A 23,921-nucleotide genomic window follows, 5' to 3' on the forward strand; every position below is an offset into this window, starting at 1 on the left:
TTGAGACTAGTGCCGGAATCGTAGAGCAACCAAGGAGCTACATGTGTGCCAAGTAAAAATGCCCCGCTACTTGTTCTCAAGTAGCGGGGCATTTTCAGCAGGACCCAGTCCCGCCGGAACAGAATCCCTTAGCCGTGGCGACGTGCGTTGCGGCGGAACAGCAGGAATGCCGCACCGGCCAGGGCCATTGCGCCACCGGCGGCGATCAGCGGAACGCTGTTCGAACCGGTATCCGCCAAAGGATCGTCCTTCTTAGGAGTTTCCTTTGGAGTTGCAGACTTGCTTGGCTCGTCGTCCTTCTGGTCCTTCGGAGCTTCGGACTTGTTGTCCTCCGAAGCGGAAGGAGAGGTGCTCTCCGATGGCTTGTCGCTTTCGTCCTCGGAAGGCGATGGCGAGGTGCTCTCGGAAGGCTTGTCGCTTTCGTCCTCGGAAGGCGATGGCGAGGTGCTCTCGGAAGGCTCAGTAGTTGGTTCCTCGGAAGGCTCCGTAGTTGGTTCCTCAGTAGGTTCCTCGGTAGGCTCCTCAGTAGGTTCCTCGGTTGGAGTTGGAGTTGGAGTCGGCGCAGCAACGATCACGACGTTGGCGTTGACCCGCTCAGAGGTGTTGAAGCCGTTCTTGGCCACAACGCTGAACGCAAACTTTCCTGGTTCTTCCGGGGCTGGGAACGAGAAGTTTCCTTTAGCGTCCAGCTCAACCTTCTTGTAGAGCTTGCCGTCAACGACCACACGGATGATGGTGCCAGCCGGAGCATTGGCAAGGGTACCGGTGATTGCTTCACCAGGTTCAACTTCAGTACCGTTTTCCACCGTGATGGCAGGGGTATTGATATGGAATTTCAGCGTGTAGCCATCAATGTAGCCCTTGTCGAAGACATCATCGAGCGAGGTGTACATGGCGATGTCATCAGCGGTGTTTTCCTCCAGGTCTTCACCTGCGGCGTTGGCCGAGTTGATGCCTGCAGCCTTGCTGCCAACCAGCATTGGGCCACCGGAGTCACCCTGGTCAAGCACGCTCTGGCCAGGATTTTCAGCGACATACCCAGCAACTGAACGGTAGGTCTTATCCGAGCCACCGACAAAGAAGACACCTTCGCCGATGATCGGGGAGCAGCTCCAACCGGTGGTACGGCCCGAAGAGCAAGCTTCCGACCCGACGAGAGCCTTGGTCGTGCCAGTCACGTTGATAACGTCGTCGCGAGGTTCCTTGCCGTCAACCCATTCGGACACAGCAGCGTGCAGGTTCAGCGCAGGATTGATGTTATCGATCACCGAGATATCCGTGCCTGGTTCCAGGTTATTGAACTCTTCCTCGGTCAAGGAGTTCAGTTCTTCGGCAGATAGGCCCGAATTACCCGGACCACCGAACTGGTTGAATCCAAAGGTACCCAGCTCGGCACCCAGCGTTGGCGATTGGCCTGGTACCGACTGTTCGGCAAGGCCCAAAATCTTGGTGGCGCCATCTTCCGAGCAGTGCCCAGCCGAGATGATGGCATCTTCACCCTCTGCGGTCCACGCAGTAAATCCGAGCGAGCAGACCGTCGACGTGCTAGTAGGTGCGCCGGACTTGTCCATTGCGTAACCCAGGGCGCCGTAAATATCCTCTGCGGCGGTGGTCTTGGCAACACCCGAGCTTTCTACACCGTCAACGTGCGTAGCTTCGCTGACGAACTGCTCAACGGTCAGCTTCTCAGGCAGGGAGCCAGCGGACTTGGACTTCAGTTCGTCCGCAGCTTCCTTCTCGTCGAAGCCCTTTGCGTAGATCTTCAAGCCATCGTTGGTCTGAAGGATAGCGGTGATGCGCTTCAGTTCTTTCGGCTCGATGTTGGCCAAGAGCTCGGTGTAGACCTTGTCTACGGTCTTGACCTGCGAGTCAACTTCGGTCACCACGATAGGAGCCGGAGCAGCACTGGCCTTGACGATCTCCTTGGCCTTGGCAGCGTCATTCTTGCTTACGGTGATCTCGGCTTTGCCGTCCTTCACCGAGGCAGTGGCGTCAATGCCTTTCGCATTCAGTTCGTCGCGGACCTTGGAAGCAGCGTCGCTGGTCTCCCCGTCCTTGACGTACTCTTCAACGGACTTATTGAGGTCCTTCTCAATAGCCTTGTCGAGCCCCTCGGTGTCCAGAGCGGTTTCGCTGGCCAAAGGCTTCTCGCTTGCCGTAGCGGACGCAGACGGCGATTCGGAGGCCGTTGGCGCTGCTGCGGCAGGCATGAAGCTAGAGCCGACCACCAAGGCGGTCGCGGCTGCTGCAACGATGCCGCGTTGCGCAGTCTTCTTTTTTGGATGTGGCATTAATGCTTCTCCCAGATTTATGGTGCGAGTGCCCGCGCGTCCCCTTACCTAAGGGCGCGCGCGTAAGCACAGGTGTTGTTACCAAAATGAAACAATACTTGGTTCCGACACAGCTTTTCAACCATCGAATCCAACAAAAATATAAATTCCAGAACCCGTTTCACCTAGTCAAATAGCTCTACCCTCGTCGAGCTGGGTTACAACTTACGTGCCAGTAGTATTGGTTTAAGATTGGACTTCTCTTTCTAATCCCTAGTCAGCTTGGTGGATCCTGAGTGTTGTCGCGAAATTTACACACCAATTGCACAGCAAATCGGGTGGGATGGAAATCCATCCGAATTAATTCCATTAACCTACAAAAATAGCGCCAGATGGGTAGTTCTACCCATCTGGCGCTATCAAAATCGCCGGTTGTTACGGCGTGTCACCTGATTGCTGAACGCTGATCGAGCGGCCAAATCACCTCGGTCGCTTTGCCGGTGACGCGCTCGACGCTGATCATTCCGCCGCCGCTTGCGCCCAGCAATGCCCGCGAATCCTTGGAAGTGGAGCGGTGATCGCCCATGACCCACAAGCGGCCAATCGGCACTTCTACGGAAAATTTCTGTTCGCTCGGAGCATCCCCGGCGAAGATGTACTGCTCGTCTGCAGGCTCGCCGTTGACGAGCAGTCGCCCATCGGCGCTGCAGCATTCCACGGTGTCTCCCCCAACACCAATGACGCGCTTGACGTACTTATTGCTGCTCCCGGTGAGGCTGAACGCCCCCAGCAGATCATCAGCGAAGCTGGCCTTGGCGTAGGGCAGGAACGAGCCGCGGCCATCGAAGACGATGACGTCTCCGCGTTGCGGATCGGCATCCGAGTAAGCGCGGCGGTCTACGGCGATGCTCTGGCCAGGATTGAGCGTGGATTCCATGGAGTTGGACTCGATATGGAAGACGTCGATCAGGGTGGCGCGAATAACGATGGCGGCTAGCAGACCAAGAATGATGGCGAGTACAGCGAAGCGCCAGACCCATGAAAAGGCCCGGCGCTTCATTGTTGCCCGCTCAGTGCGTGCAATCCGGTTCATTGAAGAACGCAGATTACTTCTTTGCGCTGAAGTCGCGCTTCTCGCGGATGCGAGCAGCCTTGCCGTGACGATCGCGCATATAGTACAGCTTTGCACGACGAACGTCACCCTTGGTCACAACCTCAATCTTTTCGATGATTGGGGAGTGAACTGGGAAGGTACGCTCAACACCGGTGCCGAAGGAAACCTTGCGAACGGTGAAGGTCTCGCCAATACCCTGGCCCTGGCGACCAAGGACGTAGCCCTGGAAGACCTGAACACGGGAGTTCTTGCCTTCGATAATGTTGACGTGAACCTTCAGGGTGTCGCCTGGGCCGAAGGCTGGAACGTCGGAGCGCAGCGAGGCTGCGTTAACAGAGTCAAGAATATGCATAGTGCATCTCCTAGGATCAATGCCGCAGGTCACCGAATCCTCGTAGCGGGGCCCGACACCGGTCGAAACCAGTGAAATCCCCGGAACGTTGTACCACCGATTGCCTCTAGCAAACGGTGCGGTGGTCTTCTGTGGCTCGAACTTCCCCCTGCGGCAGGAGTCGAACAAAAACACACCAAGAAACAATTATGCCGTATCCGCGAAGCCGATGCGAGTTTGTCCGAAATGGCTTTCGAGTGATTTTGGACTCTTAGTCGCTCTCGGTGCCAGCGCCGGTAGCCCAGTCCAATTCGGACTTGGGGGTTATGGCACCGTCAACGAGCGCGAATCCGCTGTGCCACAGGGCATCGCGGTCCCTGCGGTTCAGGCTCTCGGCATCCAGCTGCGTGATCAGGTCGGGGCGACGCTCTGCGGTGCGCTTGATCTGCTCGTCGCGGCGGAACCGTCCCACCCGCTGGTGGTTGCCACCGAGCAGCACCTCGGGGACATCGCGGCCGCGCCAGGAGGCCGGCTTGGTGTACACCGGGTATTCCAGCAGAACATCCGAGTGGGATTCTTCTACCAGCGATTCCGGGTTGCCGATGACTCCTGGGATCAGCCGGGCGATGGCTTCCACCATCACCATCACGGCCACTTCTCCCCCGTTGAGCACGTAATCGCCGATGGATACGGGTATGACGTTGAAGTTCTCGTGCGCGTATTCGATGACGCGCTCATCGATGCCTTCGTAGCGGCCGCAGGCGAAGACCAGATGCTCTTCCTCGGCAAGGTCGTAGGCCATCTGCTGGTTGAAGACGGCGCCTGCAGGCGAAGGGACAATCAGGGTTGGCTTGGGGCCGCCAGCATCGGCTGGGCGCACCGCGTCCAGTGCCTGTCCCCATGGTTCCGGCATCATCACCATGCCGGCGCCGCCACCGTACGGGGTGTCGTCGACCTTGCGGTGCTTGTCGGCAGTGAAGTCGCGCAGGTTGGTGACGTTCAGATCCAGGATGCCGTCTTCGGCGGCGCGGCCGATCAGCGAAAGCGAGAGCGGCTGGAGGTACTCAGGAAAAATCGAGATGACGTCAAGACGCATGGCTTACTTATTTCCCTCTTCGTCGCTGCCGTCTTCATCGCTGTTCAAGGTCAGCAGGCCTGCCGGCGGGGTGATGACCACGATGCCGGCTTCCGGATCGATCTCCGGGACGAATTCGTCGACGAACGGGAGGTAGATCTCCTGGCCGTCAGCGTCTTCGAAGACCAGCAGGTCCTGGGCGGGGTTGGTGCGCAGTGCGGTGATGGTACCGACCTGCTCGCCATCGAGCATGACCTTCAGGTCCAGCAGTTCATGCTCGTACCATTCGTCCGAGTCGTCTTCCGGCTGGTCGGAAACTTCAATCTCAAGGCGCGCGCCGCGCAGGGTTTCGGCCTGGTTGCGGTCGGCGATTTCCTTGAAGGAGAGCAGCAGGATGGTCTTGTTCCAGCGCGCATTGGCGATGGTCAGCGTCTTGACCGGGCCGTCGACGACGATGAGTTCTTCGCCAGCGGTGAAGCGCTCTTCCGGGGTGTCGGTCATGACCTGGGCGGTGACTTCGCCACGGATGCCGTGGGGCTTGCCGATGCGGGCAACCTGCAATCGCATAGTCTGCTGCTCTTTCTGCACTGTGTTCCGTGGCGTGTGCCGGGAGACTGGAATGGAAATTCTAGGGGTAAACACGAAAGGAGTTTCCGTCACTAGTTAGGACGGAAACTCCTTTCGTTTCGAAGCCAACTTAAAAGCCAGACCTCTAAGTTGCTTAGCCTCGGCGACGGTCGGTGTCGATTACATCGACACGTACCGGCTCCTTGGCCAACGCTGCCATTACGGTGCGCAGTGCTCGTGCGGTGCGTCCCTGGCGTCCGATCACACGACCGAGATCCTCAGGGTTCACACGTACTTCGAGCAGGTCGCCGCGGCGGGTGGACTTCAAGGCGACCTTGACGTCTTCCGGTTCCTCGACAACCCCGCGTACCAGGTGGTCTAGCGCGTCAACGAGCACTGTTACTCAGCCTCGGTAGCTTCGGCCTCTGCCTCTTCAGCAGCTGGCTTTTCAGCCTTCTTGGTGATTGCCTCTGGGAGGATCACCGAACCCTTGTCGGGAGCAACGAATGCTGGCTTAGGCTCGGCAACCTTGTAGGTGCCTTCCTGGCCATCGATGCCCTTGAACTTCTGCCAGTCACCGGTGATCTTCAGCAGTGCGTGTACCTGCTCGGTTGGCTGAGCGCCAACGGACAGCCAGTACTGTGCACGATCCGAATCGATCTCGATAACCGATGGGTTCTCGGTTGGGTGGTACTTGCCGATCTCCTCGATGGCACGGCCATCGCGCTTAGCGCGCGAGTCCATGACGACAACGCGGTAGAAAGGTGCGCGCATCTTACCGAAGCGCTTCAGACGAATCTTTACGGCCACTTTTGTGGTCTCCTGTTTCTCAACATGGTCGAATCCAATTTTTAGCACCTGTGGGGCAGGCCTTACTGGTCGGATTCTAAAAGGACAGGACTCATAGCGGAGAGAGGGGCCACTGCGAATCGAGTACCCTGCAATTATGCCAGAGAGCGTGCGCGGTGGCCAACTCTAATTGGCCCCGCGCGTCGGGCGAAGATCATGAGCTTGCTCACCCTGGGGCCTGCGCCCAGCTGCAGCTTCTAGCATTGAGTGCATGACCGTTGCTTCCGCCTTGCTGGGTTTCAGTATAGTTGCCGCCCTGATGACGTTGATTCCGGGTGTCGATACCGCGCTGATCCTGCGATCGGCCATTGCCCGGGGACGCGGTGAAGCGCTGCTGGCGGCGCTGGGGATCTGCACGGGAGTATTCGTTTGGGGTGTGGCCGCGGCCGCGGGAGCTTCGGCAATTCTGGCCGCCTCATCCCTGGCCTACCAGGTGCTGGCCTATGCCGGCGCAGCCTATCTGGTGTTCCTGGGCGGGCAGATGATCCATCGGAGCCTGCGGGGCAAGCAGTTGGCAACGATCCGAGTCCCGGTACCGCACAGCAGGTATCGAACCTACCTGACCGGGCTGGTGACCAACGTGCTGAACCCGAAGATCGGCGTCTTCTATATCGCCGCGATCCCGCAATTCACCCCGGCGGGCACCAACGCCCTGCTCATGGGCATGGGGCTATCGGCGGTGCATGTTGCACTGACCCTGGTGTGGGCAGTGGCCTTGGTGTACGGGGTTCGGATCGCTGGCCGCTGGCTGGGCTCAGCGAAGTCGGTGTCCTGGATGGACCGGATCACCGGGACAGTGCTGATCGGGTTCGGACTGAAAGTTGCGCTCTCGAGCCCATAGCATCTTGGCCACGCCGGCAGGTGCAGCAGTTCGCGGCTCCGGGTGCTCAGGCGGCCACCGGAACACTGTTTCTTCGCGGTACCTGCATCGGGTCCAGGTGCTTGGGCAGCAGGATGTGCGCCAGTCCCCCAACGGTAACCAGGGTCAGCAATCCTGCATGAATGGCATGGTGGTGCCTCCGGCACAGGCAGCTGCCATTGCGCGATGAAGTGCACCCGCCACGTTCCCACCAGTTGTCGTGATGGTATTCGAGCATTTCAGGCGGTGCGGTGCATCCCGGGACGATGCATCCGCGGTCGCGGGCGAAAATTGCGCGCTTCATTGCATCCGTGAAGAAGCGTTCCTTGCGTCCTACATCCAGCGGTTGCCCATCGGGTCCGAAGACCACCCGGTAGATCTCGCCTTGGCAGATCAGCTGTGCGGTGTCCGCGGAATCGAGTTTCATCCCGTGGTCGGAGGTGGCGCGAAGCTTGGCCGGATCTCCAAGATCCTGCGGATCGCGCAACTGGATATGGATGCCGATCCTTGGAATGATTCCATTGGGCGCGGCACCTGCCGTGCGCCCTCTCAGCGCGGCCAATAGTGCGTTGAGCCGGCGCTGGGCCACCGGAACCTCCCCATCGCCAAGCAGCAGGGACGTTTGGAGGCCTTCACCTGCTCCGCCTGCGCCGCGCGTTTCCTGCTCTTCAACAAGCTTGTCTCGTTGTTGCTGGGCTCCTGACAAGGATTCTTCTTCCTCTTGCCCGTCCTGGGCCCATGGCGGTGGTGGTTCCTTGCTGCTGAACAGGTCATCGGTGGCTGATTGCCCGGCATTTGCCCCGGGATCCGCTTCCTGCTGGTCCTCTGAGGCGTTCTGGCCATCATCAGGTGCAGCTCCTGAACCGGATTCGGCGGCACGGGCGGCTTTGCCGGCCTTGGTACGCGGATTATCGGCCTGGGCCAGGGTGGAGCGGAATTCCTCGCGCTGCGTCCCGGCGATGTAGAGCTCGTACTTGTCGCAGTCGCCCACGGTGCCTCGCGGATAGATTCCGGGTGCCGGGTTCCTGGTTTGCTTGCGGGCCTTGCGCTCAGCGGAAAGCATTGCCGCGAGCTGGGTCTCGCGGGTGGCACGGTCAGGTTCCTGCAGCAGGGCCGCGGCTTGGTGATCGAGCAGTTGGCCCTGTTCATTGCGGGCGGCCGGTTCCAGCGGCCGGCCTTGGAAGCTCGTGTCAGCCGGCTCGAATTTGTCCAGTGCGCGGGCCGTGCGGGCAATCAGCCTCGGGTCCAGGTCCGGCGCTTCGGCGTAGAGCCTGGCCAGCTGGGACAAGCGCGGCGCGGCGGTGCTGCCATCCATGAGGCGCCGGGCGATGAGCAGGTGCGCGTCATTCACCCGGTGCTGCCCCTCATGGGCGTTGATCCCCAGCCAGCTGGCCAGGAAGTCGCCGGTGTTCTGGTAGTGGGCGCGGCCTGAATGCTGGCGGGCAGGGCGGTCGTAGCTGGTCCGCGATTCGGCGACGGCCGCCAGCTCATCGTCCTCCAGCAGGTGGGCGCCGGTTGATTCGAGATGGATGGCGCAGTGCAATTGCTCCCGCAGGGTATAGCGGTAGAGCGTTTCAATCAGCCGCGCATGCCCCGCCGCCACCCGCGGGTCATCGGACTCGCGCAGGGTGCAGGAGAGCTTGGCCAGCAGCGCGCAGCAGGAAGCCATCAGCTCGAGGAGCACTTGGGTCGCTCCGCGCGGGAGCGACCCGGTGATGGATTCGCGCAGGACCTGGATCGCTGCGGCTAGCTGGTGGATGCCCATGGACCCATCATGGGCGCGGCCAGAGGACCGAGCTGGCAGCCATCGCCAACTGTGGATAAGCCGCTAGCCGCGTTGGCGGACCTTGGACTGGCGGATGACCAGGAAGATCAGGTACGGGGCGCCAATCACCGCGGTCGCCACCCCGGCAGGCAGGATCACCGGGAAAGCCCGGGCCGCAACCAGGTCGGCCAGCAGCACGAAGATCGCCCCGATCAGCGCGGCATGGGGCACCGGCGGGATGGTGCCGCGGGCCACCAGCCGCGCGGCATGCCCGCTGGCCAGCGCAACGAAGGCCAGCGGCCCGGCGATCACGGTCGCGGCGATGGCCAGCAGCGAGGCGAGGCCGAGCATCAGGACCCGGTCGCGCCCCAGGTTCATGCCCAGCGCGCGGGAGGTATCCGAATCCAGCGCCAGCACCTCGCGCTGGTTGCGCAGCAGTGCGGCCGCGGCCAGTCCCAGCGCGATGACCGCCGGCGCGAAGGCCAGGTCGGCCCAGGAGATCGCGTTGATGGTCCCGGCCAGCCAGGTCAGCGCCTGCTGGGCGTTGTAGATTTCTCCCAGGGTCAGCATCCAGGAGGTCAGTGCGGCGCACAGCCCGGAAAAGCCCAGGCCCACCAGCACCAGCCGGTTGCTTTCCAGGGAACTGTGCCAGACCAGCGCGAAGACCAGGGCGGAGACCAGCAAGCCGCCCAGGGTCGCGGCGATGGGCAGCCCGTAGTGCACCAGCAGTTCCGAACGCCCGCCGGCGTGCACGCTCAGGGCCAACACGGCCACTGCGCCCAGGGCCGCGCCGTTGGTCACCCCGAGGATGTCGGGGCTGGCCAGCGGGTTGCGCGCCACGTTCTGGGTCAGCGCCCCGGCCACTCCGAAGCCGGCCCCGGCCAGCACCGCAGCCACGCTGCGCGGCAGCCGGAACTCGATGATCGACAGCTCGGTGCGCGGATCCGGGGCCGCGCCGAAGAGCGTGGCCACCACATCGCCCAGCGCGATCGGGGTGCCCCCGATGGCCAGGTGCAGGCAGAAGGCCGCGAGGGCCACGGCCAGCAGGATCAGGCCGGTAGCCACAGCGCGCCGGGCGCGCACCGCGGAAGCGGGGGTGCGGATCGCCGGGGCGCTCATACGGTGACCGCCTTGCGGCGCCGGGCCACGTAGATGAAGAAGGGCGCGCCGAGCAGCGCGATGACCACGCCCACGGGCAGTTCCCCGGGGCGGGCCAGCATGCGGCCGAGCACATCGGCCACGCACAGCAGCAGCGCGCCGCACAGGGCCGAGCCGGGAATCACCCAGCGGTAGTCGGCGCCGAAGATGCGCCGCGAAATATGCGGTACCAGCAGGCCCAGGAAGGCGATCGGCCCGGCCAGGGTGACCGCCAGCCCGGACAGTGCCACGATCGCCGCCAGCCCCAGCCCGCGGGCATGCAGGGCGGTGACCCCGAGGCTGCGGGCGGAATCCTCGCCCAGGGTCAGCGCGTTCAGCCCGCGGGCATTGGCCAGCGCCAGCACGGTGCCGGCCACCAGCAGCGGCCACAGCGACAAGAAGGATTCGTAGCCTTGGACCACGGAGCCGACCTGCCAGAAGCGCAGGGTTTCCAGGGCGGCCTCGCTGAGCAGCACGATGGCCGAGACCACTCCGGCGCAGAGCGCGGTGACCGCCGCGCCCACCAGCAGCAAGGTGATGGGCGATCCCCCGCGCCCGTCGATGCGCCCGATGCCGAAGACCACCAGGGCCGCCAGCAGCGCTCCGCCCAGGGCCAGCAGCGCCTGGGTCCACGCCGGCAACGGACCGGTGAAAGCGGCGACCGAGACGATGGCCAGGGCCGCGCCCTGGTTGATGCCCAGCAGGCCGGGTTCGGCGATCGGGTTGCGGGTGTGGCCCTGGATCAGCGTGCCGGCCATCCCCAAAGCGGCGCCGGCGGCCAGCGCGGTGACGGTGCGCGGCCAGCGGATCTCGCGGATGGCGATGTCGCTGACCTGGCCGTCGGGGGCCAGCAGCGCGTGGCGCAGCTCGGCGAAGCTGGAGGTGGTGCTGCCGATCCACAGGCTGAGCCCGATGGCGGCGCCCACGCCGGCGGCCAGGGCCAGCAGCGAGCTGATGCGCGGTGTGGTGCGGTCGATGGTCGGTGGCCTTTCTCGGGCCGCGGAGTGCGCGGCGGGTGCGTGCAGGATATGCGAAGCAATGATGTCGCAGGATCTTGACCGGGACGGCCGGATCCATGCTACTGTTCTTCTCGCGCGCTAAGCTTACCCTTGCCTAAGTGGGGCAAGCAAAAATACATCATGCGCTAATTAGTCAATCACCTTCATGGAAAGCACTCGCATGCACACTCCCCGCATTCTCGCCCTGAGCGCCGCCCTGGCCGCGGCCGCCCTGGCCCTGTCCTCCTGCGCCAGCTCCTCCCCGAGCACCGAGCCGGCAGAAACCGCCGCCACCGCGGAAGCCGATTCCAGCTTCCCGGCGGCCATCAAGCACTTCCGCGGCACCACCGAGCTGGCCGAACGCCCGCTGCGCGTCGCCGCACTGGACCCTTCCTACGTGGATGCCGCCATGCTGCTGGGAGCCGAGCTGGTGGCCTACACCGAATACCGCAAGGGCAACAACCCCTTCCCCGAGTACCTCGGCGACATCACCGAGCAGACCGACGAAGCCGTGAACGTCGGCACCATCACCGAACCGGATCTGGAAAAGTTGCTGGCCACCGAGCCGGACGTGATCATCTCCGCCGACGTGCGCCAGGGCGCCATGTACGACCAGCTGAACAAGATCGCCCCGACCATCTTCTCCGAGTCCACCGGACCAACCTGGAAGGAAAACGTGGTGCTGCTGGGCGAGGCCCTGGGCAAGAAGGAGCAGGCGGAAACGGCCGTGGCTGACTACGAGGCCCGCGCCGCCGCGGTGGGCAAGGAAATCCTCGCGAAGAAGCCCGAGACCACTTACTCTCTGGTGCGTTTCGCCGGCGAGGACACCGCGCGCCTATACGCCACCGATTCGTTCATCGGCGAGATCATGGTGGACATGGGCGTTCCGCGCCCGGAGGATGCCCCGGATACCACCGAGTCGATCTTCGTGCCGCTGTCGCCGGAGGAAATCCTGAAGGCCGACGCCGAAGTGATCTTCCAGTCCACCTGGGCCCCGGAAGGGGCCGAGGGCGACGCGTCGCGCGCCCAGGAAGACAAGTTCACCTCCAACCCGTTGTGGGAGAAGCTGGAAGGCGAGGTCATGCAGGTCGACGACTCGATCTTCCTCTCCTCGGTTTCGCTGCAGGGCGCACATGAGGTCATCACCCAGGTGGCCGAGCACTTCGAGGTCGACCCGCAGCTGCCCTAAGCGGCGCCCGGAATACCGGCAATTAAAATACTCGAAGTCCCTGCCCGGCGTCATTCGCCGTAGGCAGGGACTCGATTCATTTACCGGCTCCGTGCGCGGGAACCGGTGCCAATCAGTGGTTACCTGGCAGCTTTGCGCACCGGATCGACAGCGATCTCCGCGTGCTTCAGCCGCTTCTCAGCGCGCTTTTCCTTGATGCTCTTGCTTGGTTTTTTCGCTTCGCCCTTGCGTGGGGATTTGCTCGACATGACGTGCCGTCCTTTACCGGAGACGCGCTGCGCCTCCAACAAGTGTGGGGAGAGTACCCCATAACCTGAACCATAGGAAGTTTCGCACCGAAGAGCAAGGGCTGGAGCCTTCCCGGCGATTCCCCCACGGCGCTCGGCGAGCGCCATGGAGTTTTCGAAGATACGTTCGAATCCGCGTTGGCCGCCTCTTCGGCCGCTGGGCCAGCCTTGCGGTGCAGGCCAGGGAAATCGAGACCGACACGACGGCGTCTTCCCAGCGCCCGCCTAGCTTCACCGCGTAGTCTGGAATGTGGCGCGAGGAACTGCATATCCTCGCGCGAAATTAACTTTGCCGTGGTCAAACTAAGGATCATTCTCCGTGGATATCAGGGAACAGCAGCTGGACGCCTACATGGTCACGTGGAAGCTCGAGCGCGAATTCGGCGGGATGACCACCGTCTGCACCCAGCGCGCGGCCGCGTTCGCCCAGCGGCACGGTTCTGCCGCGGTGGTGACCTTCGGCCCCAACGAACAGCTCCCGCAGATTGTCGAGGAACTCGTCGAGCGCGGCAAGCTTTCGCCCAAGGTCCGGGTGCTCAATCCCTACCTCCACCTGGCGGAGCATGACCTGCAGCCGCAGGCCAGCATCCCCGAGCGGAAGGCCGAACCGGCCTGCCTGGACTTCACGGTACGCAAGTCCGTCCACCACTCTGGCCAGGGCGCCGCCTTGTTCTGCGAGCACAGCGTTGCCGGCCCCGAAGGCGGGATCAAGAAGACCACGTACTACCGGGCCGATGGCACCGCCTTCTTGTCCGATATGAAGTTCCATGACGGCAAGGCCCGCCGCATCGTTGAGGCTTTTGACCGCAACGGAACCCTGGTGGCGCGCTTCCCCAGCGCGGCGGCTTTCTACCGCCATTGGCTGTCGCAGATCGTCGACCACCCGAACTCCTTGGTGGTCATCGACAGCAAGTACACCGCGGCCATGCTCGCTTCCTGGAAACCGGTGCATGCGCCCAAGGTGTTCGCGTTCCACAGCATCCATGTGGCCAAGGGGCAGGACCTTGCCAGCGGCCAGCTCTCCAAGGGCCACGAACCCATCATCGAAGAACGCTCCAACTGGGATGCTTTTGTCTTCCTGACCCACTCCCAGCGCCAGGCCTATGTCGACCGCTTCGGCGCAGCAGACTCGGCATTCGTCATTCCCAACCCGCTGAACCCCGCAGTGGTGCAGCCACCTGTGCCGGCACGCAGCTCGACCGACCTCATTGTTGCCGGCTCGCTGACCCCCAACAAGAACGTCTCCGCCGCCCTGGATGTCCTCCACGAGCTGGCCCTTCGCGGCAAGCGGCCAACCCTGCACATTGTGGGCGAGGGCAGCGAACACGCCGCGCTGGAGGAACGGGCCGCCGAGCTGGACCTGCGCGAGTCGGTCATCTTCCACGGCTACTCCGACCAGCTCCCCCGCCACTTCGCTTCCTGTACGGCCCAATTATTCACCTCGACCAACGAGGGCCAGGCGCTGGTCATCCTCGAGGCCCAGGCCCAGGGATGCATCCCGGTGTCCTTCGACATCAACTTCGGCCCAGCCGACAGCATCACCGACGGGCATAACGGCTTCCTGGTCCGCCATGGCGATATCCAGGCCATGGCCGACCGGGTGCAGCAGCTCATGGACGATCCCGCCCTGGCCGCCCGGATGTCGCAGCAGGCCCGCACTTTTGCCAGCGAGTACCAAGCCCGCGATCTAGTCTCACTTTGGGAGGACACCATGTCCATAGCCAAGATGCTCAAGAAGCTCGGCGCGAAGAACCGCGTCCCGCATTTCGAAGCAAAACTGCGGGGCGTCGACTTCCCTGACGGCCAGGGATTGCAGGTGCGGGTGGAGCATCGGGCCCACGTCGAAGACCTGCCCGAACCGGCAACCTTCGAGCTGGTCTTCGTCAATCGGGACAGCAAGGAAGAAATCGCGGCCGTGGCCAGCAGCAGTGTGGACGAGCAGCTGGCGGTCTTCGATGTGGAACCGCAGCTCTTGGGCGAAACCCAGGACCAGGATGCAGCGGTGGACGTGAACCTGCGCCTGCGCGTGGGCAAGGCCATGGAAATGAAGCGCCTGGGTCTGCCCGAAACAATGATCCTGCCGTACTTCACCACTCACAAGAACCTCTCCTTCCGCCCCAAGCAGTAGCCGGGCAGCAGGTCGCATCCAGCGCGCGTTCGGGACTTGCTGACAATTCTCCAAGTCCGGTCCCATAAAGTCGATCGCATGCGAATTCAGATGTCCCAACTGCGACCGCTGCTCAAAAGCCACCGGATCCTGATGACGGTTCCGGGCATGAAGGATTTCCAGGACACCGGAAGCACCTGCAATCCCGAGGCGTGGATCAGCTACCAGGAAGACCTCGCGCTGGATCCCTACACCACCTTCTGGGGAACCAGCGGAACAGCCCTTCCGCGCATGGGCGCGTTCTCCTACACCCATTCAAAGCTCAACAAGGCCATCAGCGTCGGACGGTTCACCTCGATCGCCAAGGGCATGACTGTCATGGGAGCCAAGCACCCCCTGGAGTGGGCATCGACCAGCCCGGTGTTCTACAACCAGCGGCTGCTGATGCGCACCTACGCGGCTGATCACGGCGCGGAACTGGGCACGACGAAGTACGGCTACACGCCGGGGAAGATCTCCATCGGCAACGATGTATGGATCGGCGAAAAGGTCACGCTGGGCCATGGGGTCGCCATCGGCGACGGCGCGGTCATCGCCTCGAATTCCGTAGTCACCAGCGACGTCGAGCCGTACACCGTGGTCGGCGGCCTGCCGGCCAAGAAGATCCGCGACCGCTTCGATGCGCCGACCGTCCAGGCCCTCCAAGCATCGCAGTGGTGGCAGTACGCCCCGGAGAACCTGACCCACCTGGACGTGGCCAACCCGGCCGCCTTCGCCCAGCAGGTGCTCGAGCAGGCCGAGGCAGGGACTGTGCGGCCATTCCAGACGAGGCCCTTGACCGCCAAGACCATTGCCGAGCACCTGGAGGCCCTGGGCACCGGAACCGGGTGAAGACAGGAAGTGCCCCCGGGCGCTCGCCGATTCGGCGAGCGCCCGGGGGCAATGAAGCCTCGGTGCGTTGTCTCCGCGTTAGCCTACGGCGACGCGCAGTTCGTTGTTCCAAGGGTCCCGGAAGCGAAGTTCGGCTCCGGTGTGGTGGTTTGCCACCTTGGCGTAGGCCAGCCGCTCGGCCAGCTTGCCCACTTCTTCTTCGGTCGGGACGTTGATCAGCACTTCACCCAGCCCCAGCGTGTCCTTGCGCGGGCCGGCTCCGCGCGAGTTCCAGACGTTCATGGCCATATGGTGGTGGTACCCGCCAGCCGAGACGAACAGTGCCTGCTCGCCCAGGGTGGTGGTTTCGTCAAAGCCCAGGGTGCTGACGTAGAACTGGCGGGCGGTTGCGACATCGCCCACCTGCAGGTGCACGTGGCCTACATCCGCGGCGGCCTTGCGCTGTCCGGCAATGGACTGCTCGGTCAGGTGCTCATTGAGGAACTTGTTCGGATCCAGGTAGATGGTGTCCATGGCCACCTCGCCGCCGTTCCAGCTCCAGGTATCGCGCGGGCGGTCCCAGTACAGCTCGATGCCGTTGCCCTCCGGGTCGGTGAAGTAGAACGCTTCGGATACCAGGTGATCGGAGCTGCCCACGAAGCGGCTCTGGTCGAACTGGGCTGCCGACAGGACGGTCGCAGCCAGATCAGCCTTGGTGTCGAAGAGCAGCGCGGTATGGAACAGGCCCGCTTCGTTGCGCGATGGGAGCTGCAGTCCTGGCGCGTTCTGCAGGTTGACCAGTTCCTGGGTTCCGCGGCCCAGGCGGGTGCCTTCGGCTGATTCGGCCAGCACTTCAAGGCCCAGGGCCTTCTGGTAGTACTCGCTCATGGTTTTCATGTCGCCGACCTTGAGCTGGACTGCGTTCATGTGGGTGGTGGCCGCTAGTTTGTCTTGCTGGAGTACTGACATGGCAAGCTCCTTTTCCAAGTGCATCTATTCCTTATTGATTAACAGCCTATCGCAAATTACTTGATGCTTCAATGAAATTGGGATGTTCAGCCGATCACAGCGAATTCTGTTCCAGGGATGGCATTAGCCTCCCCTGCTCGCACACCAAGAACCCCGCTGCAAAAACTACGAAGGCCATCCGGATTTCCTTGCGGCGGCAGGGTCGCTGTTTGCCAGTGCCATAGAACTCACCAGCAGTGGCGGATCGGAGAATCGCGGTACGGCCACCCGGGTTGCCGATGGCGATGGCGACACCATGGATGCCAAGGTGGCGGGCGCAGAAACTCGAGTCCAGCTGCTGAACATCGACATCCCCGAAGCCATTCACCCGGGCAATGGGGTCAAATGCCTCGGGCCAGCGGCTGCCGAATATCTTGAGCACGCCCTGCCGGCAAGACAAAGAGTCAGCTTGGGATTACAACGTGCCCTGCACGGACCATGCGTGCCGGACCCTTGCGGCCGTCCCTGGAAGCGATCTGCCCATCAATAGGGATATCGCCCGCGCGTTCCCCTCGAAGCGCCGCGATAACGCGTGCCTGCCAGGCGACCGAATGCTTGAAACCGTTCACTAACGGTATCTGGCCTGCAGGATTGCCACCGCGCGATCATCGGCAATATAGATCAGTCAATTAGCTTCATCAATGCGGCGCAACCACGCGCCAGCCAGGGTACGCCTCAACAGTTCAGGCCTGCCAATACCCTCAAATGGGTCACAGCGCAGCACAGCCTCAATCAACGCATGGATACGCCTGAGCGTTTTGCGATCTTGGGTCTGCCAGTGGAAATAGTCTTCACAGCCGGCAGCCGTCCAGGTCAGCAATCTTTCACTCAGGGATCAATAGGTCCACGCTCGGACACTTGGCTACCGCGTACCGCTTCCAGCGAAGCAAGCAGGCGGAGCGCATTCCTCGGCGAGCGCAGAAGGTAGCTCGTTTCCACCAGAGAGTCATACTCATCTTTAGACATGAGGACTGCAGATCCGCGCTTCGACAAGATCTCCACTTCGGCATGGTCAAGATTGACTCGTTCGATCAAGCCGAAAAGATCGCGGCGCGCCTCACTCGCTGTGATTGCCATGCCCCTCCTTGGTCAGTACTGGATATGGTGCAACTTCTAGCCGTCTTCGAGAGACTCTATCCCCAAGTGCAACCCGATCCCTGCTTCCATGGGGCATCGCAGTTGATACTCAGATTTCACGGAAAATGGGCTGCCCGGACAAAGCCGCTTGGCTTTAACCATGGGTCACCCAGTCCCATTTCTTGGTCGGCACTTAATAGAGGATAGGTCTGGACTGCTCGTGGATCCAGATCAATCAACAGCACGTTTCTACCCGCTTCAACTACTCCGGTCGCAAGCGAAACCACTGATGCGACAACAATGGAACAGGCAGACGAGCTCGCCGATCAGGCAGATTCCGCAGCGGCCCCGGGCCACACTGCAGCCACTGCATTCCATGCCATTGCCCCGGCGTACGGGTTGCATCCGCGAGGATCGGTAAAACCACTGCCCTGGAAATGCAGCATTAACAGCCCTGGCCGAAGACCTCAAGGCCAACAACGACGAAGCCTGCGTCCGGGCAGTCGGACCCCAGAAATAATGCAAGGCCACACGCCGCGGCTGCAGACGGGATATCGGGAACAAACTGCTAGCTGGGCTCTGGCCACGACGTAACCAGGGACCGGAATTCAGTCCGACTTCGCACAGCAATCATGGGGTGGCCCGGTTTTATATCGGTGGCGATCTTCCACTCGCTAGGACTTCCAAGTATATTGACTGGTGATCCACCTCACCTTGGGTTTTGGTGGTTTACCCAGAGCTACGGAAGGTTAGTTGTGAGCGTTACCGAAGAATTCAGAGCAGCCCGTGACCGTCTCCTGGAGCTAAGGGAGGATTACCACCAGGCTCGCGCCGAGTTCACCTGGCCGGAATTCACCCATTTCAATTTCGGCTTCGACTGGTTCGACCACGTCGCCCGGGATCCGCAGCGCTCCGAGCGCCCAGCACTGGTCATCGCCGAATCCGACGGCAGCTGCACCCAGCGGACCTGGGCCGAACTATCAACCCGGTCCACCCAACTTGCGCGCTGGCTCAGCGACCAGGGCATCAAGCGCGGGGATTCAATCGCCATCATGCTGGGCAACCAAGTCGAACTTTGGGAATCGATGCTTGCAGGCATCAAGCTGGGTGCGGTCATGGTCCCCTGCACCACGCAGCTGACGCCCACCGATCTGGCCGACCGCATTGCCCGCGGCCATATCCAATGGGTCATCACCAACGAGGGCGAAATCCCCAAGTTCGAATCGGTGCCGGGCGATTACACGCTCATCCAGATCGGCGGGCAGCCGCCGGCTGGCATCCTCGACTACTCCCAGTCGTCCGCGGCAGAAGCGGCCTTCGCACTGGAGCATCCGACCCGCGCCGATGAAACGCTGCTGCGCTATTTCACCTCCGGCACCACCTCGAAGGCCAAGCTGGTCGAGCATACGCATACCTCGTATCCGGTCGGGCACTTGAGCACGATGTTCTGGATCGGCCTCGAACCAGGCGATGTCCACCTGAACGTCGCCTCGCCGGGCTGGGCAAAGCACGCGTGGTCCAACTTCTTCACCCCGTGGATCGCCGAAGCCACGGTCTTCATCTACAACTACGACCGCTTCGATCCAGTGGCCCTGATGAACCAGATGGACGCCCAGCAGGTCACCAGCTTCTGCGCGCCACCGACCGTCTGGCGCCTGCTCATCCAGGCCGACCTCGGTGCACTGGAGCATCCGCCGCAGAAACTGGTCTCGGCCGGCGAGCCGCTGAACGCAGAGGTCATCGACCAGGTCCACAAGGCCTGGGGGCAGGTGATCCGCGACGGGTTCGGGCAGACCGAAACCACGGTGCAGATCGCCAATCCACCCGCAGAGCCCATCACCATCGGCGCCATGGGACGCCCGATGCCCGGCTACGAGATCGTGCTGCGCGATCCAGCCACCGGGGAAGAAGGCGATGTGGGCGAGATCTGCCTGGTCACCGCCCAGCGCCCGCTGGGGCTGATGAAGGGCTATTTCGAGAACGAGGAAAAGACCAATGAGGTCTTCCGGGACGGGGTCTACCACACCGGGGATATCGCCGAGCGGGACGAACGCGGCGTCCTGACCTATGTGGGGCGCGCCGATGACGTCTTCAAATCCAGCGACTACAAGATCAGCCCTTTCGAACTCGAATCGGTTCTGATTGAGCATCCGGGCGTGGCCGAAGCGGCCGTCGTTCCAGCACCGGATGAGCTGCGGCTCACGGTGCCCAAGGCCTACATCGTCGCGTCCGGCGGGCATGAGCCCGGACCGGAATTGGCCGAATCCATCCTGGCCTACTGCCGCGAGCACCTTTCGGCTTTCAAGCGCATCCGCCGGCTGGAATTCGCGGACCTGCCCAAGACGATCTCGGGCAAGATCCGACGGGTGGAGCTGCGCCAGGCTGAAGAGGACCGGCACCGCGCCGGCGCCCCGGCGGGCACCGAATACAGGGACACCGACTTCCCGAATCTCAAGGGGTAGAGACCTCCAGCATCCAGGGCGCCTTCCGGACATGGCTTCGGCAGGCGCCCTGGATTTTTCTCTTCCCTCGAAACTTTCGCCAGCCCATCGCCACTCCCCTTCCTCGCGTCAAGCCGCCAGGGTTCGCTGCGGGTTTATTTCCAGAGGTTTCCCGCTCAAGAAGCCAATAGTTTACATCGTGAGCTGACACTCATACTATGAGTTCTCATGCCGTGGCTTATGTCACACTGCTCCCCGATTCCTCTAGAACGGATCCAACATGTCCGATATCGCGATTCTGATAAATACCGCGGTGGCCGTGCTTGCCACCGTGGTGCTTATCGTGAGATTCAAGGTCAACCCAGTCATCGCCTTGGTCATTGGCTCGCTCTACCTGGGCCTATCCACCGGCTTGGGAGTCACCAAGACCATCGAGACCATCACCCAGGGTTTCGGCGACATCATGGTGGAAGTCGGACTGCTGGTGGCTTTCGGCGTGCTGATGGGTTCCATCCTCAATGAGACCGGGGCCATCCGCCGCTTGGTCGAGCACCTGCTGAACACCTTCGGCCCCAAACGGCTGCCCTACACCATGGCGTTGGCTGTCAGCACCGCGCTGCAGACCATTTTCCTCGATGTGCTGCTGGTCATCGCGGCCCCCTTGGCCCGGCGCATGGCGCCGAAAATCGGCAAGCACGGAACCGCGCGCATTGCCACGGCCATGGCCATCGCCGGCGAGGTCGGCATCGTCCTCATGGTCCCTGGCGTCGGCGCCGTCGCCTTGGCCGGCATGCTTGAGGTTCCCCTGGGCAAGATGCTGATCTTCGGCCTGCTGGTCGTCGTGCCCACGGTCTTGATTTCCGTCGCCATCATGTCCTTCTTCTTCGACCGCGGCTTCTGGAAAGCCGAGAGCGATGAGCAGCTGCTGGCGCAAGACGAGCCGACACCGGGTACCCGCAAGCTGGAGCGCGGCGAAGGAACCGGCCAGGATGCGGCACGCACCGGCAACGCCGGAACAACCACGGCGGCCACCGCGGTGCAGACCGGGCAGCGCCGCGAGGCGCCCCTGTTCCTGCTCTTCCTGCCGCTGCTCGCATCCTTGCTGCTCATCGCCAGCGGCGCGCTGGCCGAAATCCTCGGCTATGAGGCCAGCTGGATCCAGCTGGTCGGCAATCCGGTAGTTGCCCTGCTCATCGGCCTGGTCGGAACGATTGCCGTGGCACGCTACACCATCGGCCAGAAGGCGATTGACCGCGGCGTGGCCAGCGGGTTCAGGGAAAGCGGGCAGATCCTGCTGCTGACCGGCGTCGGCGGCTCCTTGGCAGCCACGGTTTCCACGGCTGGATTGGGCGACATCATGGGCCAGTTCTTCTCGGCCAGCACCGTTGCACCTCTGGTAGTGGTCTGGGGCATCGCGGCCCTGCTTCACATTGCCGTTGGCTCGGTGACCCTTTCCGGAATTACTGCAGCAAGCCTCTTGGCACCGATCGCCCCGAGCCTGGGCATCGACCCGGTGCTCATCGCGTTGGCGGCAGGTTCCGGCGCGCTGTTCATGGTCCATGTCACCTCGAACACCTTCTGGCTCCTGCAGTCGTTGTTCGGGCAGACCGTGCGCGGTGCGCTGAAGACCGTCAGCGTAGGCGTCTCGGTCGCATCCATCGTGGCCCTTGGAATGGTCATGATCCTCAACATCTTCATTTAGCGCGACAGCAAAGGAACGGCAGAACATGTCAGAGCACATCGCCCCATTGAAGGGTGTCCGCGTTCTCGAATTGGGCAACTACATTGCCGCCCCCACTGCAGGCCGGCTCCTGGCGGACTTCGGCGCCGAAGTCATCAAGGTGGAACGCCCGGGAACCGGGGACGAGCTGCGAAATTGGCGGCTCAAGAAGGGCAGCGTCTCGATGCTGTACCGGACGATCAACCGCAACAAGAAGTCCATCGTCCTGGACCTGCGCAGCGACGCCGGCCGGGAGGCCGTGCTGGAACTGGCCAAGCACTGCGATGTGCTGCTGGAAAACTTCCGTCCGGGCACCTTGGAGAAGTGGGGCCTGGGCCCCGAAGAACTTAGCGCCGTGAATCCGGACCTGGTGATCACCCGCATCTCGGCCTTCGGCCAGACCGGGCCACTCTCCGAGCGCCCGGGCTTTGCCGCCGTGGCCGAAGCCTTCAGCGGCTTCCGCAATCTGGTGGGCGATCCAGATCGCGCGCCGGTTCGTGTCGGCGTATCGATTGGCGATTCCATTGCCGGACTGTATGCCGCGTTCGGCGCGGTGATGGCGCTCTACCAGCGGGAGATGGCGCGCGGGGACAAGGCCTCCCTCGGGTTGGACCATCGCGTGATCGATGTGGCGCTGCACGAGGCGATGTTCTCCATGATGGAATCTTTGCTCCCGGACCACGGCGCCTACGGCGAAACCCGGACCCGCACCGGTGGACGCATGGAAGGCATTGCGCCATCCAATGCCTATGTCTGCGCCGATGGGGCCAGCATTGTGGTCGCCGGAAACGGTGACGGGATCTACCGCCGCTACATGGAAGCCATCGGCAGGCCGGAGCTCGGGGCCGATCCGCGGCTGCAGGGCAATGCCCAGCGTTGGGAGGCCAGGGAAATGCTGGATGCCGCCGTTGGCCAATGGGCCGCAAGCGTGGATTCGAACACGGCCCTGGCCATCCTCGATGCGGCAGGAGTTCCTGCCGGCCCGATCTACACCGCCAAGGACATTGCCAACGAGCCGCAATACATCTCCCGGAACATGATCCAGCATCTGGATGTCTCCACCGGCGAGGAAACCTTGCAAGGTGTCGGCTTCCCCGGCATCGTGCCGGTCATGGGAGGCACCTCTCTGCCCATTCGGAACCTCGGCCCCGACCTCGGGGAGCATACCGAACAGGTACTGGGCGGATTGCTGGGAATGACCGATGCGCAAATTGCGCAAGCCTCGGCTGGCGAAAGGAATATCGCGTGAGCTACTCATTCACCCCCGCGGCCGCGTTGCGCGACGTCACGCTGCGTGACGGGCTGCAGCTAACCGGGAAGCTTTTGAGCACCCCGGAGAAAATCAGGACCGTGCGCGAGTTGATCCGGCTCGGAGTCCAGGAAATCGAGCTCGGCTCCATGGCGCGTGCCGACCTGGTGCCGCCCATGGCCGATACCCTCGATGTTGCCCGGGGGCTGCGCCCCGACGAGCTGGAACGCTGCTGGATCTGGGTGGCGACCCCGGGGCATGTGGCCAAGGCGGCCAAGGCGGGCCTCCGGAACTTCCAGTATTGCCTCTCTGTTTCCGATGCGCACAACCAGGCGAATATCGGGCGCAGCACGGAGGCGAGCCTCGCCGCCCTGCCAGAAGCCGTGCGCTATGCCCAGGAAGCCGGCGGGCGCATCCAGCTGTGCCTGGCCACCTCGTTCACCTGCCCTTTCGAGGGGCAGGTCCCCGCCGAGCGCGTGCTGGAGATCGCCAATGATCCACGGGCCGAGGGCACCTGCGACATCGTCATCTGCGACACCCTGGGCCAAGCGGTTCCGGCACAGGTCGCCTCGCTCATTTCCAGGGTGCGCGGCGAAACCCCGCAACGGCGCATCGTGTTCCACGGCCACGATACCTGGGGGCTGGGTGTTGCCAATACGCTGGCAGCCATTTCGGCAGGAGCCACCCTGGTTGATGGAGCGCTCGGCGGCCTGGGAGGCTGTCCTTTCGCCCCCGGGGCCAGCGGGAACACTTCCAGCGAGGACATCCTGTTCGCCACCCAGCCGCCATGGCTCACGCCGCAGCGCTTTGCCGGGCTCGTCGGGCTGTCCGAATCCTTGCTGCAGGAGCTGGGCGAGCCGAACCGTTCCAAGTCGGCCCAGGGGGCGCGTTCCAAGGCAGATGCCTTTGCCTGGGTGATCCCCTCTGATGCCACCCCGGATTGCGGCACCAGCCTCTAGTGCCGCTGCTGCCTGGTGCCGCCGCGGCTCTCGGACCGGGCGGGCTGTG

General features: G+C 62.8%; 22 protein-coding genes. 8 read left to right on the forward strand and 14 right to left on the reverse strand.

What is annotated here, in order from left to right; translation table 11 throughout:
• Window positions 1-128: 128 nt before the first annotated feature.
• The 7 genes from ACP3TE_RS17680 to rpsP form a co-directional block, all read right to left on the reverse strand.
• A complete protein-coding gene (locus tag ACP3TE_RS17680; RefSeq protein ID WP_426734542.1) occupies window positions 129-2,291 on the reverse strand; it encodes a S1 family peptidase in 2,163 nt (720 codons plus the stop codon).
• A gap of 424 nt (window positions 2,292-2,715) precedes the next feature.
• Window positions 2,716-3,363 carry a signal peptidase I gene (gene lepB, locus ACP3TE_RS17685; protein WP_426734544.1) on the reverse strand — a complete coding sequence of 216 codons (648 nt, stop codon included), beginning with the start codon at window positions 3,361-3,363 and terminating at the stop codon, window positions 2,716-2,718.
• A 13-nt stretch (window positions 3,364-3,376) separates the two neighbouring features.
• Window positions 3,377-3,736, reverse strand: a complete 360-nt coding sequence (rplS, locus tag ACP3TE_RS17690) for a 50S ribosomal protein L19 (RefSeq protein WP_332489221.1) — start codon at window positions 3,734-3,736, stop codon at window positions 3,377-3,379.
• Between the two features lie 250 nt (window positions 3,737-3,986).
• Entirely contained in the window at window positions 3,987-4,811 is an 825-nt protein-coding gene (gene trmD / locus ACP3TE_RS17695; protein WP_105657732.1) for a tRNA (guanosine(37)-N1)-methyltransferase TrmD, read from the reverse strand.
• Between the two features lie 3 nt (window positions 4,812-4,814).
• On the reverse strand, window positions 4,815-5,357 hold the full coding sequence (rimM, locus tag ACP3TE_RS17700) for a ribosome maturation factor RimM (RefSeq protein ID WP_332489220.1): 543 nt from the start codon (window positions 5,355-5,357) through the stop codon (window positions 4,815-4,817).
• 154 nt (window positions 5,358-5,511) lie between these two features.
• The gene (locus ACP3TE_RS17705; RefSeq protein WP_038991490.1) at window positions 5,512-5,754 is read right to left on the reverse strand and encodes an RNA-binding protein; all 243 of its coding nucleotides are present in this window, start codon (window positions 5,752-5,754) and stop codon (window positions 5,512-5,514) included.
• A gap of 2 nt (window positions 5,755-5,756) precedes the next feature.
• Window positions 5,757-6,167: a 30S ribosomal protein S16 gene (gene rpsP / locus ACP3TE_RS17710; RefSeq protein WP_105657730.1), complete on the reverse strand. Its 411-nt coding sequence runs from the start codon at window positions 6,165-6,167 to the stop codon at window positions 5,757-5,759.
• 250 nt (window positions 6,168-6,417) lie between these two features.
• Here rpsP and ACP3TE_RS17715 point away from each other — a divergent pair, with 250 nt between their 5' ends.
• Window positions 6,418-7,047 carry a LysE family translocator gene (locus ACP3TE_RS17715; RefSeq protein WP_426734547.1) on the forward strand — a complete coding sequence of 210 codons (630 nt, stop codon included), beginning with the start codon at window positions 6,418-6,420 and terminating at the stop codon, window positions 7,045-7,047.
• Between the two features lie 46 nt (window positions 7,048-7,093).
• Here ACP3TE_RS17715 and ACP3TE_RS17720 read toward each other — a convergent pair whose 3' ends face one another.
• The 3 genes from ACP3TE_RS17720 to ACP3TE_RS17730 form a co-directional block, all read right to left on the reverse strand.
• Window positions 7,094-8,830 (reverse strand): hypothetical protein, encoded by a 1,737-nt coding sequence (locus ACP3TE_RS17720; protein ID WP_426734549.1) that lies wholly within the window; start codon window positions 8,828-8,830, stop codon window positions 7,094-7,096.
• Window positions 8,831-8,893: 63 nt separating this feature from the next.
• Window positions 8,894-9,949 (reverse strand): FecCD family ABC transporter permease, encoded by a 1,056-nt coding sequence (locus ACP3TE_RS17725; protein ID WP_105657727.1) that lies wholly within the window; start codon window positions 9,947-9,949, stop codon window positions 8,894-8,896.
• Window positions 9,946-10,893, reverse strand: coding sequence for a FecCD family ABC transporter permease (locus ACP3TE_RS17730; protein WP_286134219.1), 948 nt, complete (start codon window positions 10,891-10,893; stop codon window positions 9,946-9,948). Before ACP3TE_RS17730 ends, ACP3TE_RS17725 begins: the two co-directional genes overlap by 4 nt.
• Window positions 10,894-11,146: 253 nt before the next feature.
• On the opposite strand from ACP3TE_RS17730, the gene ACP3TE_RS17735 reads away from it, so the two are divergent.
• On the forward strand, window positions 11,147-12,154 hold the full coding sequence (locus tag ACP3TE_RS17735) for an ABC transporter substrate-binding protein (RefSeq protein ID WP_426734551.1): 1,008 nt from the start codon (window positions 11,147-11,149) through the stop codon (window positions 12,152-12,154).
• Between the two features lie 119 nt (window positions 12,155-12,273).
• On the opposite strand, the gene ACP3TE_RS17740 is transcribed toward ACP3TE_RS17735, so the two are convergent.
• Window positions 12,274-12,402, reverse strand: a complete 129-nt coding sequence (locus tag ACP3TE_RS17740) for a hypothetical protein (RefSeq protein WP_426734553.1) — start codon at window positions 12,400-12,402, stop codon at window positions 12,274-12,276.
• A 358-nt stretch (window positions 12,403-12,760) separates the two neighbouring features.
• Between ACP3TE_RS17740 and ACP3TE_RS17745 the strand changes: the two genes are divergently transcribed.
• The gene (locus ACP3TE_RS17745; RefSeq protein ID WP_426734555.1) at window positions 12,761-14,569 is read left to right on the forward strand and encodes a glycosyltransferase; all 1,809 of its coding nucleotides are present in this window, start codon (window positions 12,761-12,763) and stop codon (window positions 14,567-14,569) included.
• Window positions 14,570-14,647: 78 nt separating this feature from the next.
• Window positions 14,648-15,439, forward strand: a complete 792-nt coding sequence (locus tag ACP3TE_RS17750; protein WP_105661203.1) for a CatB-related O-acetyltransferase — start codon at window positions 14,648-14,650, stop codon at window positions 15,437-15,439.
• A gap of 78 nt (window positions 15,440-15,517) precedes the next feature.
• Here ACP3TE_RS17750 and ACP3TE_RS17755 read toward each other — a convergent pair whose 3' ends face one another.
• The 3 genes from ACP3TE_RS17755 to ACP3TE_RS17765 form a co-directional block, all read right to left on the reverse strand.
• Entirely contained in the window at window positions 15,518-16,387 is an 870-nt protein-coding gene (locus ACP3TE_RS17755; RefSeq protein ID WP_426734557.1) for a VOC family protein, read from the reverse strand.
• Between the two features lie 664 nt (window positions 16,388-17,051).
• Window positions 17,052-17,246: a Txe/YoeB family addiction module toxin gene (locus ACP3TE_RS17760; RefSeq protein ID WP_426734559.1), complete on the reverse strand. Its 195-nt coding sequence runs from the start codon at window positions 17,244-17,246 to the stop codon at window positions 17,052-17,054.
• 8 nt (window positions 17,247-17,254) lie between these two features.
• Entirely contained in the window at window positions 17,255-17,503 is a 249-nt protein-coding gene (locus ACP3TE_RS17765; protein WP_133833449.1) for a type II toxin-antitoxin system Phd/YefM family antitoxin, read from the reverse strand.
• Window positions 17,504-18,258: 755 nt separating this feature from the next.
• Here ACP3TE_RS17765 and ACP3TE_RS17770 point away from each other — a divergent pair.
• The 4 genes from ACP3TE_RS17770 (at window position 18,259) to ACP3TE_RS17785 (ending at window position 23,872) form a co-directional block, all read left to right on the forward strand.
• The gene (locus ACP3TE_RS17770; RefSeq protein ID WP_426734561.1) at window positions 18,259-19,965 is read left to right on the forward strand and encodes an AMP-binding protein; all 1,707 of its coding nucleotides are present in this window, start codon (window positions 18,259-18,261) and stop codon (window positions 19,963-19,965) included.
• A 259-nt stretch (window positions 19,966-20,224) separates the two neighbouring features.
• Window positions 20,225-21,646 (forward strand): GntP family permease, encoded by a 1,422-nt coding sequence (locus ACP3TE_RS17775; protein WP_426734562.1) that lies wholly within the window; start codon window positions 20,225-20,227, stop codon window positions 21,644-21,646.
• A 25-nt stretch (window positions 21,647-21,671) separates the two neighbouring features.
• Window positions 21,672-22,913 carry a CaiB/BaiF CoA transferase family protein gene (locus ACP3TE_RS17780; protein ID WP_426734564.1) on the forward strand — a complete coding sequence of 414 codons (1,242 nt, stop codon included), beginning with the start codon at window positions 21,672-21,674 and terminating at the stop codon, window positions 22,911-22,913.
• Window positions 22,910-23,872, forward strand: a complete 963-nt coding sequence (locus tag ACP3TE_RS17785) for a hydroxymethylglutaryl-CoA lyase (protein WP_426734566.1) — start codon at window positions 22,910-22,912, stop codon at window positions 23,870-23,872. Before ACP3TE_RS17780 ends, ACP3TE_RS17785 begins: the two co-directional genes overlap by 4 nt.
• The last annotated feature ends 49 nt before the right edge of the window (window positions 23,873-23,921 follow it).

The sequence above is a fragment of the Glutamicibacter sp. 2E12 genome (genome assembly GCF_050030965.1).
Lineage (GTDB): Bacteria > Actinomycetota > Actinomycetes > Actinomycetales > Micrococcaceae > Glutamicibacter.

Bases quoted from the DNA above. Each gene is read 5' to 3' on its own strand.
- rimM (WP_332489220.1), bottom strand. From the start codon at position 5,357: ATGCGATTGCAGGTTGCCCGCATCGGCAAGCCCCACGGCATCCGTGGC.
- trmD (WP_105657732.1), bottom strand. From the start codon at position 4,811: ATGCGTCTTGACGTCATCTCGATTTTTCCTGAGTACCTCCAGCCGCTC.
- ACP3TE_RS17720 (WP_426734549.1), bottom strand. From the start codon at position 8,830: ATGGGCATCCACCAGCTAGCCGCAGCGATCCAGGTCCTGCGCGAATCC.
- ACP3TE_RS17775 (WP_426734562.1), top strand. From the start codon at position 20,225: ATGTCCGATATCGCGATTCTGATAAATACCGCGGTGGCCGTGCTTGCC.
- lepB (WP_426734544.1), bottom strand. From the start codon at position 3,363: ATGAACCGGATTGCACGCACTGAGCGGGCAACAATGAAGCGCCGGGCC.
- ACP3TE_RS17680 (WP_426734542.1), bottom strand. From the start codon at position 2,291: ATGCCACATCCAAAAAAGAAGACTGCGCAACGCGGCATCGTTGCAGCA.
- ACP3TE_RS17725 (WP_105657727.1), bottom strand. From the start codon at position 9,949: ATGAGCGCCCCGGCGATCCGCACCCCCGCTTCCGCGGTGCGCGCCCGG.
- ACP3TE_RS17780 (WP_426734564.1), top strand. From the start codon at position 21,672: ATGTCAGAGCACATCGCCCCATTGAAGGGTGTCCGCGTTCTCGAATTG.
- ACP3TE_RS17750 (WP_105661203.1), top strand. From the start codon at position 14,648: ATGCGAATTCAGATGTCCCAACTGCGACCGCTGCTCAAAAGCCACCGG.
- ACP3TE_RS17715 (WP_426734547.1), top strand. From the start codon at position 6,418: ATGACCGTTGCTTCCGCCTTGCTGGGTTTCAGTATAGTTGCCGCCCTG.
- ACP3TE_RS17755 (WP_426734557.1), bottom strand. From the start codon at position 16,387: ATGTCAGTACTCCAGCAAGACAAACTAGCGGCCACCACCCACATGAAC.
- ACP3TE_RS17765 (WP_133833449.1), bottom strand. From the start codon at position 17,503: ATGGCAATCACAGCGAGTGAGGCGCGCCGCGATCTTTTCGGCTTGATC.
- rplS (WP_332489221.1), bottom strand. From the start codon at position 3,736: ATGCATATTCTTGACTCTGTTAACGCAGCCTCGCTGCGCTCCGACGTT.
- ACP3TE_RS17740 (WP_426734553.1), bottom strand. From the start codon at position 12,402: ATGTCGAGCAAATCCCCACGCAAGGGCGAAGCGAAAAAACCAAGCAAG.
- ACP3TE_RS17735 (WP_426734551.1), top strand. From the start codon at position 11,147: ATGCACACTCCCCGCATTCTCGCCCTGAGCGCCGCCCTGGCCGCGGCC.